Source organism: Mycobacterium sp. SM3041, from assembly GCF_039668335.1.
Classification (GTDB): domain Bacteria; phylum Actinomycetota; class Actinomycetes; order Mycobacteriales; family Mycobacteriaceae; genus Mycobacterium.
On record NZ_JAYXBQ010000072.1, the window covers coordinates 252,577 to 266,336 of the forward strand.

Here is a 13,760-nt window from a genome sequence, read left to right on the forward strand (position 1 = left end):
GTGTCCGGGATTTCGCCGGCAACGGTCAGTCGGGTCGGACGCACCCGTCGATCGTGGCCCAGCACGGATCATCTGGCGAGTCCGACACCGGAATCAGGGCCGAAGTTCAGCCGGGGTTCACGGAATCGCGATCAACGACGCCGGAACCAAGCAGACGGCATCGAGGTCCGGTCTGTGCGCCATACGCTGAAGCCATGAGTCGCGTCGCATGGCCATATTCCGCACCTGCGGTCACCGCACTGGTGGTGGCGCTGACCGCCTGCGGCATGCCCTCGGCCGCCGCTGCCCCCGGGGAACCCGCCTGCCCGGGCACATCGGTCACGGCACAACAGTTCGTCGGCGCCTGGACCAGCCCGGACGATCCGACCACCACGACGCTGGCGCCCGACGGTGCGCTGCGGTCGCGCGGGGCGGGCGACGAGTCGGGCACCTGGAGCGTCCGGCCCATCGGCCAGACGCCGGGCGCCGGTCAGCTGCCCGATGACGGCATCTGTGTGTTGTGGCTGCACTGGGCCAGTCCCGCGCCGTCGTTCGACGCGTTCTACGTGCCCTTGAAAGTGACCGGGGCACAACTGGAGTTGAGCTATGTCGGTCGGGGCAACACCCTCACCTGGATCCGAGCCGACGAGCCGAGATGACACTTTTTGTGATCTGAAAAGTCTTGGGCTGTCCAGAACTCTTTCTCAGCAACGCCTCAGTTGGCGACGGCACGGTGGGGACATCAAGCGCGAGCACGCCTGTCTTACCGACGTTTCGAGAAAGTAGTCAACGCCAATGAGACACCCGTCAGAACAGCCGACCCCGGACAACCAGCACCTCTGGTCGCGGCAGTACGCCGCTGAGCAGGAGAAACTGGTCCAGTGGAGCAATGACCGTTACCAGCGCCCCCACGTCTCGGACGAGTACACCCAGCCGCTGCGGACTCCGTACGGGGCGCCGCAGCAGTACCCCGCCCCGCCCGTGCCACCGGCGCCAGCTAAGCGCTCGCGGTCCGGGCTGCTGGCCTTCGGCGTCGCGGCGGTAGCCATCGCAGCGGGAGCGGCCGGCACCATGGCCGCCGTCGACCACTACGGCAGCATGGCGCCGACGGCGCAGGTACCGCTGGCCACCGGCATTCAGAACCGCTCGCTGCCAACGGCTTCCGCACCCGCAGCCGCGCCGGCGGCCCCGGCCGGCTCTGTCGAAGCGGTGTCGGCCAAGGTGCTGCCCAGCGTCGTCAAGCTGCAGGTCCAGACCGGCCAGCAGGGCGGCGAGGGATCGGGCATCGTCCTCACCGCGGACGGCCTGATCCTGACCAACAACCACGTCATCGCGGAGGCCAATCAGACTGCCGCGGAACAGGATTCGCTGCCCAGCGGACTCAGCCCGAGCGGCCGGCTGCCGCGCGGCTTGACCGGCGCCGGTCAGACCAAGGCGACCGTCACCCTGTCCGACGGGCGTACCGTGCCCTTCACCGTGGTGGGGGCCGACCCGGCCGACGACATCGCGGTGGTCAAGGCCCAGGGGGTTTCCGACCTGACCCCGATCAGCATCGGATCCTCGAAGGACCTGCGCGTCGGACAGAACGTGGTGGCCATCGGCTCACCGCTGGGCCTACAGGGCACCGTGACCACCGGCATCATCAGCTCGCTGAACCGTCCGGTGAGCACCGGTGACGAGCAGACCGGCCAGCAGTCGGTGATGAGCGCCATCCAGACCGACGCCGCGATCAACCCCGGCAACTCCGGTGGTGCGCTGGTCGACATGAACGGCAACCTGATCGGCGTGAACTCGGCGATCGCCTCGCTCGGTGGTGGCCCGGATTCCGGTGGCTCCCAGCCGGGTTCGATCGGCCTGGGCTTCGCCATCCCCGTCGATCAGGCCAAACGCATTGCCGACCAACTGATCTCCACCGGCACCGTGCAGCACGCCTCGCTGGGCGTCAAGCTGGCCGCCAACAACAGCGCCCAGGGTGCGGCAGTGGCCGGCGTCGTGGCCGACGGTCCCGCCGCCGCGGCCGGCCTGGACAAGGGCTCCGTGATCACCAAGGTCGACAACCAGCCGATCGACAGTCCGGAAGCGCTCGTCGCAGCCATCCGGTCCAAAGCGCCCGGCGACAACGTCACCGTGACCTACGCCGACCCCTCCGGAGCGGAACGCTCCGTGCAGGTGACCTTGGGACAGACGGAAGCCTAGGCCGACACAGCCTGTCCCCGCATCCCTGTGAGGGTTGTGTACGCGGAACCCGAGATACGCGTACGCAACCCTCACAGGCGTATTCGGGCCCTGACGCCAACCGGATTCCAACCGCGCCGTCCTACCCTCTTCGTGTCGACATTTCCGGAGGGGCCATGCGCATCGAGTACATCGTGGTGCTGATCGCCGTCATCGTGATCGTGGATATCGCGATTCTCGTTGCGCTGCTACGCAAGCACCGCACCCGGACGACATCTCCCGATCCGGCGCTGTCCATCGCGACCGAACTCGGCACCGAAGCGCCCCGGAAATCCGCCGCGCCGGTCCTGGCGAAGGCGTTCCTGGCCGTCGGCCTCTCCCTGGCCGTCGCGGCCGGTGTCTGCGCAGCGTTTGTCGCCCAATCGAATTCGTCCGGCAAGCACGCCGACGGTACCGTCGTCGAGCTGGTGCCCAGCGGCGGTGGCAGCAGCTCGCGCTACCGGGCCCGCGTCGAATTCGCCACATCCGCCGGTACCCACGTCCGCTTTCTCAGCTCGATCAGCAGCAATCCGCCACCGGCCAGGCTCGGCGAACACGTCGACGTCAGGTACAACCCGGCCGACCCACACGACGCCACCATCAACACCTACTGGCAGGTGTGGTTCCTACCGACTCTGCTCGGCATCATCGCCGTCCCGTTCCTGCTGGTGGGTACCGGATTCGGCATCGTGAGCCGAGCCGGACGCCGGCGCGGGCCCGAACTCCTCTGAACCGACCGGGCCGCCAGCAGATTGCCAGGTTCATCTGGGCTGCCGCAGGTCACGCGCGGATGTATCGTCTCCCCAGTTCCGAATTTGCTGTGAATCGGGGGAAATGGTCCAGTACTACCTCTCGGGTGCAGTAGCCGCCCGGGTCGACGGCACGCCGGCAGCGCTCGGCGGACCGAAGCAGCGGTGCGTACTGGCCGTCCTACTGGCCAATCACGGCACGGTGGTCAGCATCGACCGCCTGATCGACGCCGTCTGGGGCGAGGAGCCGCCACCGAAAGCGCTCGCCTCGGTGCGGTCGTACGTGGCCAATCTCCGCCGGGTCCTCGACCCGGGCGCCGACACCGGGCATGACCAGCCGCCCGATACCCGCCGGGGCGACACGCAGAGCCAACGGCTCGCGTCCCATCCCCACGGCTATCAGCTGAATCTGCTCAACGGCGACACGATCGATCTCGTCAGCTTCGAAGGCCTTGTCTCCAAAGGCCGGACGGCGCTGATCCGCCACTCGGCCGGAGCGGCCGTCGAGATGCTGACCGAGGCGCTGGCGCTCTGGCACGGAGATCCGTTCGGGGAGTTCGCCTATCACGAATTCGCCGCGCCCGAGGCCATCCGCTTCGCAGCCCTGCGCACCACCGCCATCGAGGCCCGCTTCGACGCCGCACTGCAACTCGGCGGCGGCGGTGAACTGGTACCCGAGGTCGAGGCGGCCCTGGCCGAACATCCACTGCAGGAACGGTTGTGGGGCCATCTGATGCTGGCTCTGCACCGGTCCAACCGCACCGCCGATGCCATCCAGGCGTTCGAGCGCGCCTGCACGACGCTCGACCGCGAGGTCGGCACCCGGCCGGGTGAAGGCCTCCAAACCCTCTTCGAGAAGATTCGCGACGGCGCCGCGGAACTCCGGGTCGCACCCGCACCGCAGGTGCTGAATCCCGATCCGGACCCAGCGGCTCCCCCGCCGTTCGTCGGCCGGGACACCGAGCTCGGTACCGTCACCGCGGCGGTGCGCCGAGCCGGCGGCGGCGCCGGCGGGCTGACGCTCGTCACCGGCGACAGCGGCATCGGCAAGACAACCTTGGCGCAGGCCGCCGTCGACCGCGCCCGGGCGGCGGGCATCGCCGTGGCCTGGGCCGGCCATCCGAGCGGGGTGAAACTGCCCCAGCTGTGGACCTGGATCCAGCTGCTGCGCCAACTGGGCGGTGAGCTCGGCATCGCCGGCCGCAAGGCCGTGCTGCGGGAGACGCCCGGCGTGGTCAACGCCCTGGTGCCCGAATGGCACGGCGACGACGATCTCAACGCCGGCAGCCGGTTCGCACCAACGGGATTCGCCTTGGTCGAGCGCATCGTGGCGGCGCTGCGGGAGCTGTCGACCGTGGCCCCGATGGTGCTCGTCATCGACGATCTGCAACGGGCGGATCCGGCCTCGATCAACACCCTCGTCCTGCTGGCCGAAGAATTCCCGCGCATCCCCATCCAGGTCATCGGCAACTGGACGTTCTTCGGAGCCGACCGCCCCATGAACCGGTCGTCGTTCGAACGCATCGTCCGGTCGAACGACACCGTCACGCTGCATCTGGACGGCATCGACCGCGCGGCCGCGGCAGACCTCGTCGACGCGGTGGTCGGCGGCACGATCCCGCCGGCCGTCTCGGCACAGGTCTGGGAGCAAGCCGGCGGAAACCCGTTCTACATCAAGGAACTCGCGCGGGCGCTGGACACCGACGGCGCTCCGCAGCGCGGCCATCCCGCGCTGTCGGATGCCGTGGTCGGTGTCGTCGGCCGTCGGCTCGGCGTCCTGGACCGCCCGTGCCGACGGGTGCTCTGCGCGGCCGCCGTCGTCGGGCCCGAATTCAACGTCGCCGACCTGGCGGACATCGTCGACCTGTCGGTGTCGACGGTGCAGAGCCGGCTGCGTCCGGCGTACCAGACCGGTCTGCTCGACGAACTGCCCGCGCGCCCCGGCGCCTACCGGTTCAGCCACGGCCTGGTGCGTGACGCGCTCATCGCCCAGCTCGCCACCACCGACCGCACCAGCGTGCACGCCGCGATCGCCACCACACGGACCCCGACGCTCGCGACCGCCGCGTACGAACACGTCATCGCCACCGCAGACCATGCCTGGCGGGCCGGTGCGGAACTGAATCCCGATGTGGCCCTTGGCATCCTCGAGATCGCCATCCAGCGGGCCCTGAACCGCTCCGCGTACCACGACGTCGCCGGGCTGGCCGAACATGCACTGCAGATCGGTGACCGGCTGCCGGCCAAACCCGAACACCTGGACCGACAGGCCACCCTGTGGCTGCACCTGGCCGGGGCGAAGAACATCCTGGAGGGGCAGGCCAGCGAGTCGGCAGCCGCAGCGGTCCAGCGGGCCTTCGAGATCGGACAAGAAGTCAAGGGCCGCGCGTTCTACGGCGCCATCGCGTTGCAGTCCATGCTGTTGTGCGCGCACGGCCGCATCGACGAGGTCGAGATCATCGCGATCGGCCTGCAGGACCAGTACGACAAGTCCGGTGATCCGGTGATCGGTCTGGTCAACGACTTCGTGCACATCCTGCAGTACACCCTGCGTGGCAATACCGACATGCTGATCAGCACCGGGCTGCACATGATGGACAGTTTCCCGCCGCCCGAGACGGTCACCGATCCGCTGCACTTCTTCCATCCGCGCGTCTACTGCTGGATGGCCATTGCCGAGGCGGTCCGCGGAGACCTCGAGGCCATGCGCGAATACCACCGCCGCGCACTGCATCTCGCACAGAGCCGCGGCGACGTGTTCAACATCCTGGCCGCCCGGCTGACCTACGTCGAATGTGCGGCAGTCCTCGGCGTCACCGACGGCATCGTCGAACTGGCCGACCAGGTCGACGTCGAGTTCACCGCGGCGGGCAGCCCGCAGTGGGCCGCATGTGCGCGCATCGTCCGGGTCTGGGCGCAGGTCATCGGCTCAGGCGAGGGGGACGCGGCCGTCGCCTTCCGGGCGTTCGACGAATACACCTGTGACGGAACGACCGTCATGAACACCATGTTCCTGTGCCTGCTCTCCGACATCGAGCTGCACCAGGGCCGGCCCGAAAGTGCCCGCGCCCTGGTTCACCGGGCCAGCCGCCTGGCCGATGCGACGGGCGAACAGGCCTTCGCCCGCGGCATCGCGCAGCGGCTGGCGGCCCAGTCCGTCGAGCCCGTGTGAATCAGGCCTTCACGTTTCGGTCGGGCAGTTCCTCGCGCCACTGACGCCAGATGGCCCGATCCGTCATCAGGTCCAGCACACTGCCGAACCCCGACGGATACACCAGGGACACAACCCATTTGCGGGAGTTCCCGCGGCTGACCTCGCAGCCGCCCCGGTACAGCTGGCGTAACCAGGTGACGGTCACCGCGTCCCGCGGGAAGTCGAAGATCACCACCTCCTCACCCGCGGACAGCTTCGCCTTGTAGTCGGGCAGGCCCAACTGGTCATCGACCCACTTCGAGTACTCGGAAGCAAGGCACCGTACCTGGGTGTCCGTCAGCTCCAGTTCGACGTTCACCCACCACGTGTTGGTTCGGCTCCTGAGCAGATACGCCTTGGTTCGGGGTGGCGCCGTCGCCATTTCGTCAGAAGGTGATCTTCAAAGACTTGTCCACCGCGTCCAGCGCCTCGAACAGCTCGTGGCCCTGGCTCTCGTCGCTCGTCGCATTGATCTGCAGCACGTACAGGCCGTCGGGCCCCTTGAAGACCACGGTCTCCTGCCCGAACGCGGCCTTGCCGCCGCTCTTGAGGTTGTACGTGCCGGCGATGCGGAACGCCGGGAAGCCGGCCGAGGTGCCGGGCTCCTCACCGACGGACTCGAAACCGGGCAGGTTCTTCACCTCGCCGCCGGCGAGCTTGAGCAGCTTGTCGGGATCCACCGGACCATCCAGACGCGACACCAGCGCGATGATGTTCGCGGTGTAGTCGGTGCTCTGGGCGCCGGGCCCGGTGTAGACGAGCGCGCCGTACGCGTAGTCAGGGGTGTCCTCGCCGGCGCTGTCCCAGCCGGTCGGGCGGTCGATGTCCACGGCGGGAGCACCCGGATCCCCGGGGTGGATCGAGGTCTCCTGGATCTTCTCTTCTTTGATGTAGTCGGCGATCGTGGGGTTCGTGCCGGATTCCTCGGCCTTGCGCGGCTTGAGTTTTGGCGCCGCCTTCGCCGACGACGTCGCACTCGAGCTGCTACTCGAACTCGACGAGCTGGAACTGGAGCTGGTCGAGCTCTTGTCCTTGTCGCCGCCGCACGCGCCCAGCGTGATGCTCAGGCAGACCGCGGCGGCAACGGCGATGACAGGCCGATGCGACATCTGCATCGTGACTCCTCAGGGGTAGACGACGGACGCCGGTCACGTCCTCGGCGCCACGATATGGAGCGCCGATTGGAATTCCGTTGAAGCCGCCGGCGCGGGCGGTTGGAACGCGGCGGTCGATTGCCGGACCTGCACGAAATTCCAACCGGATTCCAACATGGCAGCGCTAACTTTTGCCGTCCGCTTGATCAGCGCGGCGCCGGTGACTGGCGCCCGAACTCGGAAGGGGTTGGCGACATGACCAACACGACGTGTCAGAGACTCGTTCTGGCATCTGCGATCACGGTTGCCGTGTTCGGCGCCGCCGCCTGCTCCAGCGGGACGCCGTCCGTGAGCAAGAAGGACGTCGAGAGCCAGATCGTCGAAAAGATGACCGGCGCCGACGGCAAGAAGGCCGATTCGGTGACCTGCCCCGAGAATCTCGCCGGCCAGAAGGGCGCCGAGGTCAACTGCACCATGAAGGTCGGCGACAGGACCAGCACCGTCAACGTCACCGTCACCAGTATCGAAGGTGACAACGTCAAGTTCGACATGGTCCAGACGATCGACAAGGACCAGGTCGCCAAGCAGATCAGCGAGGAGCTGGGGCAGCAGTTCGGTACCAAGCCCGAGACGTTGACTTGCCCGGAGAACCTCAAAGGCACGCCCGGCGCCACACTGCGGTGCGAGCTCAAGGACAGCGGCCAGACCTACGGCGTCACGGTCACCGTCAACAAGTTCGACGGGTCCGATGTGAACTACGGGTTCAAGGTCGACGACAAGCCCACGTCGTAAGCGATGGGAATGCACCGGACCCTCTGGCGGGCAGCTGCGCTCCTGGCCGTCTGCACCCTGACCGTCGCCGGCTGCGGCGAGAAGCACCTGAAACCACAAGCGACGCCGTCCCCGTCGACGAAGCCGATGGCCCCGCCTGTCCAAATCCACGGCGACGCTTCGGATCCCGTAAACAAGATCGTCGCCCAGGCCATCGGCGAGATCCAGGCCTACTGGAAGGACGAGTTCCCCAAGCTGTACAACAAGGACTACACACCGGTCGAGGGCGGCTTCTACGGTGTGGACCCGAAGAAGGGCCCGGTGCCACCGTGCGCGGACTCGCTGTCAGATGTCGCCGGCAACGCGTTCTACTGCGCCAAGGACGATGACGTGGCCTGGGATGCAACGGGACTGCTCCCCGACTTGCGAAAGAAGTTCGGGGACTTCGTCATTCCACTCGTGTTGGCGCACGAGTGGGGTCATGCGATCCAGGCCCGCGCAAACTTCCAGGGCGAGACCGTGACCAAGGAGATCCAGGCCGACTGCTTTGCCGGCGCGTGGGCCGCCCACGGCAAGGACACCTACAACCCCAGTGGGGACGATCTGGACAACGCCCTCGCCGGTTTCCTGTTCCTGCGTGACGAGCCGGGCACCGCGAAGCATGACCTGAGTGCGCACGGTAGTGGATTCGACCGGGTGAGTTCGTTCCGCACCGGGTTCAGCAAGGGTCCGAAGGCCTGCGCGGACTACCGCAACGGCGACCCGGTCGTCGTCGAGCTGCCGTTCAACAACGCGGCCGACGAGGCCGCCGGGGGTGATGCGCCGTATGACGCGATAATCGAAGGGGTACCAGAGGATCTCGAGGATTACTTCACGCAGCTGATCCCCGAGCTGACCGACGGCAAATACGACTGGACCCCGCTGAAGGCGCCACGCAAGATCGATCCGGAAAAGGCGCCCGACTGCGGCGGCAAGTCGATGAAGGGTTCGGTGCTGTACTACTGCGTGGACGACGACTATGTCGGTTTCGACAACGTCAAGACCATGCCCGAGATCTATGACAGCGGCGGCGACTTCTCGGTGGCGACGCTCATCGCGACACAGTACGGAGTGGCGGCGCTCATGCGAATGGGCCAGCCTCAGGACTCGAAGCAGACCTCGCTGCGCGCAGACTGCCTGGCCGGTTCCTGGGCTGCCAGCATCCTGCTCCACAACCGACCGAACAGCAGATACAGCCTCTCGCCGGGTGATTTGGACAAGGCCGTCGCCGCGCTGCTGCTCTACCGCACCGACGGCGGGGATGTCGAACACCACGGCCAGGGAACCGAACGCATCGACGCCTACCGGCGCGGCGTGTACGACGGCGCCAAACCCTGCCTGACCCTCTGATCCCCTGATTCATCGAGGAGTCCGATGACCGATCCCGACCCCACCGCCGTTGCCGCGGACGAGGCACCAGCCGAAGAGCAGACGCCGGCCTGGCGTGGTCTGCTGAATTCGATGCACCCGAAGTTCTTCTTCTCGATGGCCGATGGCTATACCGTTGGCGTCAAACAGTTTCTGCAGTTCTGCCTGCTGCTGATCTATCCCGGCTGGCTCATCGCGGCGCCGCTGTGCGCGGCGATCTACGCCACCGGGTACGGCGTTCTCTGGGTGTTGTTCTGGCCCCTGCGCGCGTGGATGAAGAAGAACCGGCCGGAGGAGTACGCCGCCAGCCAGCTGAAATGAGCCCGCGCTAGCGCTGCTTGAGGAAGTCGAAGAAATGCGGTGTCGCGTCGACCCGTAGCCGCGTCAACTTGCGGTAGCTGATCAGCCACCGGCCGTCTTCGAGCCGGTACTCCTCGTGATAGTGGCCGTAACCGTGCAGGTGTTCTTCGGCATCGCCGTTGGTCCACCACAGTTGGTCCTCCATGGCCCAGATCCCGGTGGCAGTCGTGTCGCTGGTCAGCTCGATCTCGGGGGTGTGGCCGTGGTGGACGGTGGTGACGGTGGTGCCGCCGTCGAGCAGTGCGCGGATGGCGCGCGTGAGCGCGTCCTTGCCGATGACGCGGTTCTTGCTGCCTGCCGTCGGCGTCCAATTGTTGTTGTCGGGCAACCCATCCCAGGTCTCGGACACGACGTCTTCGGTATGCAGTGTCGGGTAAATCTCCCACTGCTTGGTGTCCATGCAGCGCAACCGGCGGGCGAAGGTGCGCTTGATGGCCTCGATCGCGTGCGCCTGGTCGCCGGTGCTGAGGGTGATGGGGGTCGTCATCGGTGGCTCTCGTTTCGTCGGGTTTGGGTCCGCCCGCGCCAGGGCGCCAGGAGCAGCTCGCAGGCGCGGCGCATGTCGCGCTCGGCCTGCGCGGGCGTCGTCTCGCCGGTGATGGCCCACGACAGGATGCCGTACGCGCACTGCTCGAGCAGGAGCGCGATCTGCGTCTGGTCGGCGGTGGGCGCCGCGATCCCCGCGACACCGAGGATGTTCCGCCGCAGGTTGTAGTCGCCGCCGGCCGTCGACTCGGCGCGCCGGGCATTGACCGACGTGATCATGGCGCGGGCCAGCTGGGGACGGCTGAGCATGGTCCGGATGATGCCGACCATGAGTTCGGTGACGTCCGCGACGGGGTCGCCCGTGGTGGGACCCGGCGGCGCCGCCGCCTGGGTGTAGTGAAACAGCAACGCGGCGAACAGATGATGCTTGGTGGGGTAGTAGCGGTAGACGGTGGTGATGGAGACCGCCGACTGGTCCGCCACGTCCTGCATGCGGACTTCCTCGAGACCATGGCGCGCGCCGAGGCGTGCGGCGGTGGCGAGGATGCGTTCGCAGCGATCGATCTGCGCGGGGGTCTTCGGCGTCGCCGGTTCCCGGTCGAGTGGTGCCCGGGGCATGGCTACGCCGGTGGCCCAGAAGTAGTGCCCTGCAACATCTTCTGAATCATCGCGTGTGACGCCAGCAGCACCTTGTCGCGATCGGCGGTGGCGTGCACCGCCGGATTGGCGGCGTGCGTCGAGATGATGTGCACCGGTCCGTTCGCGAGATTCGCCAGGCCTTCGCGGGCGACGTCCGCCGGATCGGACGCAGGCATCCCGGGGATGTCGAAGTTGAGGCCGACCCGCTCCATCGCCGGTGTCCTGGTGAGGCCCAGGACCAGTTCGAGGACGTGCACGTTGTGCTCGCGCAGCTCCAGCCAGAGCCCCTCGGCGAAGATCCGGCTGAACGCCTTCACCCCGCCGTACACGGTGTGCCGCGCCGAACCGAGGTGTCCGGAAAGCGAGCCGACCAGCATCAGCCCACCGCGGCGGCGCTCGCGCATCGGCGCGCCGAAGTGGTGCACCAGACGCAGCGGGGCGGTGACGTTGAGGTCGATCACCCGCTGGAATTCCGTCAGGTCGCCGTCGAGGAATTCCGCGCTGTGGGTGTTGGCCCCGGCGTTGTAGATGAGGAGCCCGACCTCCAGATCGGCTGTGCCACTGATGATCTGATCGACGCCCTCGTCGGTGGTCAGGTCGGCCGTCAGCTCACGTACCTCGACACCCGACTCCCGACACCGGACCGCGGTGGCCTGCAACGGGCCCGGCTTACGCGCGATCAGCACCAGGTTGATGCCGGCCTGGGCGAGCAGCGCCGCAAACTCGGCGCCGACGCCTTCCGAGCCACCCGCGATGACGGCCCATGGCCCGTACTGCGGCAGTTGCAGTGGGTCCTCGCTAGACAAGTTCTCGCTCCATATCTAAAATTCATTTTAGTTTTCTGCGTCCGAGGGTAGCCGATCCTGACGCCAGTTCGGAAGGGCGCGTGCATTGCGGATAGGACTGCAGACACCGGTGGTCATCCAGGTTCCCGCCACCGCGTCAGCGTGGGAAGCGGGCGCCGGGGTCACCGAGATCGGTGAGATCGCCGCCGTCGCCGACCTGCTCGGCATCGACTACCTCACATGCTCCGAACACGTCGTCGTGCCGACCGATGTCGCGGCGATCCGAGGGGCGACGTACTGGGATCCGTTGGCCACGTTGGCATTCATCGCCGGACGCACGACGCGGATCCGCTTGGCGACCTCGGTGCTGGTGCTGGGCTATCACCACCCGCTCGAGATCGCCAAGCGCTACGGCACTCTCGACCAGCTCAGCGGCGGTCGGCTGATCCTCGGCGTCGGCGTCGGGTCACTGCGCGAGGAGTTCGACCTGCTGGGCGCCCCCTGGGACGACCGCGGCGCGCGGGCAGACGGGGCGATGGCCGCGCTGCGCGGGGCACTGCCCACCAATCATCCCGTGCACCAAGGTGATCACTACACGTACGACTCGGTCGTCATGGATCCCTGCGCGCTGCAATACCGGGTTCCCATCTGGGTCGGCGGCCGCACCCGCCGGTCGCTGCGCCGCGCCGTCGAACTCGGCGACGGTTGGATGCCGTTCGGCCTCTCGGCCGCCGAGATCGCGACAATGCTTGGCGCCGTGGAACTTCCCGAAGCCTTCGACGTAGCGCTCGCCACGAGGCCCCTGGATCCGATGGGTGCGCCGCAACAGACACTCGATGAACTCGGCGCGCTCGAGGAGGCCGGAGCGACGGCCGCGACATGCGTGATCGCCTCCCGATCCGCGGCGCACTGCTGCGAACAACTCGGTGCCCTGGCGGACCTGACGAACCTCTTGACCACGGAGTCGCGATGACCGAGCAGCGACTGGCCGACCTCGAAGCGCGGTTGGCCCGCATCGAAGACGAGCGCGCCATCGAGCGGATGATCGCTTCCTACGGCCCGCTCGTCGACGCCGGTGAGGCCGACGACGTCGCAGCCATGTGGGCACCCGACGGGGTGTACGACGTCGAGAACTGGCTCATGACAGGGCCGGACGACGTCGCCGCCATGGTGCGCTCACCCGGTCATCAGGGCTTCATCACCACCGGATGCGTCCACTTCCTGAGTCCCGCGGTCGTCACCGTCCACGGCGATGAGGCGGTCGCGGTGTGCGAGTCGACGCTGTTGCTCAGGCGGGCAACGACTTACGAGGCCCTCCGGGCCGGCGTCAGCCACTTCCACCTGCGCCGCGCTGCCGACGCGCCGCACGGTTGGCAGATCGTCAAACGCATCACCCGGCTCCTCGACGGAACCGAGCCGCCCCGGCGGTTGTTGGCCGACGGCATCGCCGGCCGGATCCCGACCTAGCTCCGCACGCTGTCGAGCGTGTGCCCGGCCATGGCCGCCAGGACACGGTGGGCGCGGGCGACCATCGCGGCAGCAGATTCCTCGGGATGGTTGCGCCAGAACAGCATCAGCGCCGACACCATGTGTTCCCAGACGCCGGTCGCGGCCACCAGGTCGACGGGATCGGTCAGGCCGACACCGCCGAGCGACCGCGACACCCCTGCGAAGGCCTGCTGGCGCAGGATCGTCCGCTGCTCACGCGCCGCATCACGCGCCGGGCCGTTCGGGACCGAGCGGTCGAACAGCACATGCCAGTCGCCAGGGTGACCCTCGAACGTCGTGAAGATGGCGGCCAGGACCGGCTCACCGGCAGCGGCGCCGGCCCCGGCCAGGTGATCGGGGGAATTGAGCACGTCGGCCACGGCCTGCTCGATCTGGGTACCGATCTTGGTGACGCAGGCGGCGTAGACCGCCTCTTTGGACCCGAAGTAACTGATGATCAGGGTCTTGGAAACGTCGGCCTGCGCGGCGATGGCGGCCAGGGACGCACCCGCATACGTGGCCCGGCTGAATTCGGCGATCGCGGCCTCGACGATCAGCTGCTCACGCTCACCGCGCGGCACACCCTTGGTGCCGG

At 67.6% G+C, this 13,760-nt stretch carries 15 protein-coding genes; 9 read left to right on the top strand and 6 right to left on the bottom strand.

Features of this window, described 5'->3' with window-relative positions; genetic code table 11:
• Positions 1-194 precede the first annotated feature (194 nt).
• The 4 genes from VXD91_RS23565 (at position 195) to VXD91_RS23580 (ending at position 6,114) form a co-directional block, all read left to right on the top strand.
• On the top strand, positions 195-638 hold the full coding sequence (locus VXD91_RS23565; RefSeq protein WP_346416591.1) for a hypothetical protein: 444 nt from the start codon (positions 195-197) through the stop codon (positions 636-638).
• Positions 639-999: 361 nt separating this feature from the next.
• Positions 1,000-2,175 carry a trypsin-like peptidase domain-containing protein gene (locus tag VXD91_RS23570; RefSeq protein WP_346416665.1) on the top strand — a complete coding sequence of 392 codons (1,176 nt, stop codon included), beginning with the start codon at positions 1,000-1,002 and terminating at the stop codon, positions 2,173-2,175.
• A gap of 155 nt (positions 2,176-2,330) precedes the next feature.
• Entirely contained in the window at positions 2,331-2,924 is a 594-nt protein-coding gene (locus VXD91_RS23575) for a DUF3592 domain-containing protein (protein WP_346416592.1), read from the top strand.
• A gap of 103 nt (positions 2,925-3,027) precedes the next feature.
• On the top strand, positions 3,028-6,114 hold the full coding sequence (locus tag VXD91_RS23580) for a BTAD domain-containing putative transcriptional regulator (RefSeq protein ID WP_346416593.1): 3,087 nt from the start codon (positions 3,028-3,030) through the stop codon (positions 6,112-6,114).
• A gap of 1 nt (position 6,115) precedes the next feature.
• On the opposite strand, the gene VXD91_RS23585 is transcribed toward VXD91_RS23580, so the two are convergent.
• Together VXD91_RS23585 and VXD91_RS23590 are read right to left on the bottom strand one after the other, a co-directional pair.
• On the bottom strand, positions 6,116-6,517 hold the full coding sequence (locus VXD91_RS23585) for a hypothetical protein (protein ID WP_346416594.1): 402 nt from the start codon (positions 6,515-6,517) through the stop codon (positions 6,116-6,118).
• A gap of 4 nt (positions 6,518-6,521) precedes the next feature.
• A complete protein-coding gene (locus tag VXD91_RS23590; RefSeq protein WP_346416595.1) occupies positions 6,522-7,250 on the bottom strand; it encodes an LpqN/LpqT family lipoprotein in 729 nt (242 codons plus the stop codon).
• 234 nt (positions 7,251-7,484) lie between these two features.
• Here VXD91_RS23590 and VXD91_RS23595 point away from each other — a divergent pair, with 234 nt between their 5' ends.
• From VXD91_RS23595 to VXD91_RS23605, 3 genes are read left to right on the top strand one after another with little or no spacing between them, the layout of a single operon-like run.
• Complete coding sequence (locus VXD91_RS23595; protein WP_346416596.1) at positions 7,485-8,021, top strand: DUF4333 domain-containing protein; 537 nt, start codon at positions 7,485-7,487, stop codon at positions 8,019-8,021.
• Between the two features lie 9 nt (positions 8,022-8,030).
• A complete protein-coding gene (locus VXD91_RS23600) occupies positions 8,031-9,389 on the top strand; it encodes a neutral zinc metallopeptidase (RefSeq protein WP_346416597.1) in 1,359 nt (452 codons plus the stop codon).
• A gap of 24 nt (positions 9,390-9,413) precedes the next feature.
• Positions 9,414-9,728: a hypothetical protein gene (locus VXD91_RS23605; RefSeq protein ID WP_346416598.1), complete on the top strand. Its 315-nt coding sequence runs from the start codon at positions 9,414-9,416 to the stop codon at positions 9,726-9,728.
• Positions 9,729-9,735: 7 nt separating this feature from the next.
• Here VXD91_RS23605 and VXD91_RS23610 read toward each other — a convergent pair whose 3' ends face one another.
• Genes VXD91_RS23610 through VXD91_RS23620 form a run of 3 tightly spaced genes read right to left on the bottom strand, consistent with a single transcriptional unit; the run spans position 9,736 to position 11,698 of the window.
• Positions 9,736-10,254, bottom strand: coding sequence for a nuclear transport factor 2 family protein (locus VXD91_RS23610; RefSeq protein WP_346416599.1), 519 nt, complete (start codon positions 10,252-10,254; stop codon positions 9,736-9,738).
• Positions 10,251-10,871, bottom strand: a complete 621-nt coding sequence (locus tag VXD91_RS23615) for a TetR family transcriptional regulator (protein WP_346416600.1) — start codon at positions 10,869-10,871, stop codon at positions 10,251-10,253. The genes VXD91_RS23610 and VXD91_RS23615 overlap by 4 nt, the downstream gene beginning before the upstream one ends.
• Before the next feature lie 2 nt (positions 10,872-10,873).
• A complete protein-coding gene (locus VXD91_RS23620) occupies positions 10,874-11,698 on the bottom strand; it encodes an SDR family NAD(P)-dependent oxidoreductase (RefSeq protein WP_346416601.1) in 825 nt (274 codons plus the stop codon).
• Between the two features lie 85 nt (positions 11,699-11,783).
• Between VXD91_RS23620 and VXD91_RS23625 the strand changes: the two genes are divergently transcribed.
• Both VXD91_RS23625 and VXD91_RS23630 read left to right on the top strand, forming a co-directional pair.
• Entirely contained in the window at positions 11,784-12,650 is an 867-nt protein-coding gene (locus tag VXD91_RS23625) for an LLM class F420-dependent oxidoreductase (RefSeq protein WP_346416602.1), read from the top strand.
• Positions 12,647-13,144 (top strand): nuclear transport factor 2 family protein, encoded by a 498-nt coding sequence (locus tag VXD91_RS23630; RefSeq protein ID WP_346416603.1) that lies wholly within the window; start codon positions 12,647-12,649, stop codon positions 13,142-13,144. The genes VXD91_RS23625 and VXD91_RS23630 overlap by 4 nt, the downstream gene beginning before the upstream one ends.
• On the opposite strand, the gene VXD91_RS23635 is transcribed toward VXD91_RS23630, so the two are convergent.
• On the bottom strand, positions 13,141-13,746 hold the full coding sequence (locus VXD91_RS23635; protein ID WP_346416666.1) for a TetR/AcrR family transcriptional regulator: 606 nt from the start codon (positions 13,744-13,746) through the stop codon (positions 13,141-13,143). The two genes, VXD91_RS23630 and VXD91_RS23635, sit on opposite strands and share 4 nt — an antisense overlap.
• Positions 13,747-13,760: the final 14 nt, after the last annotated feature.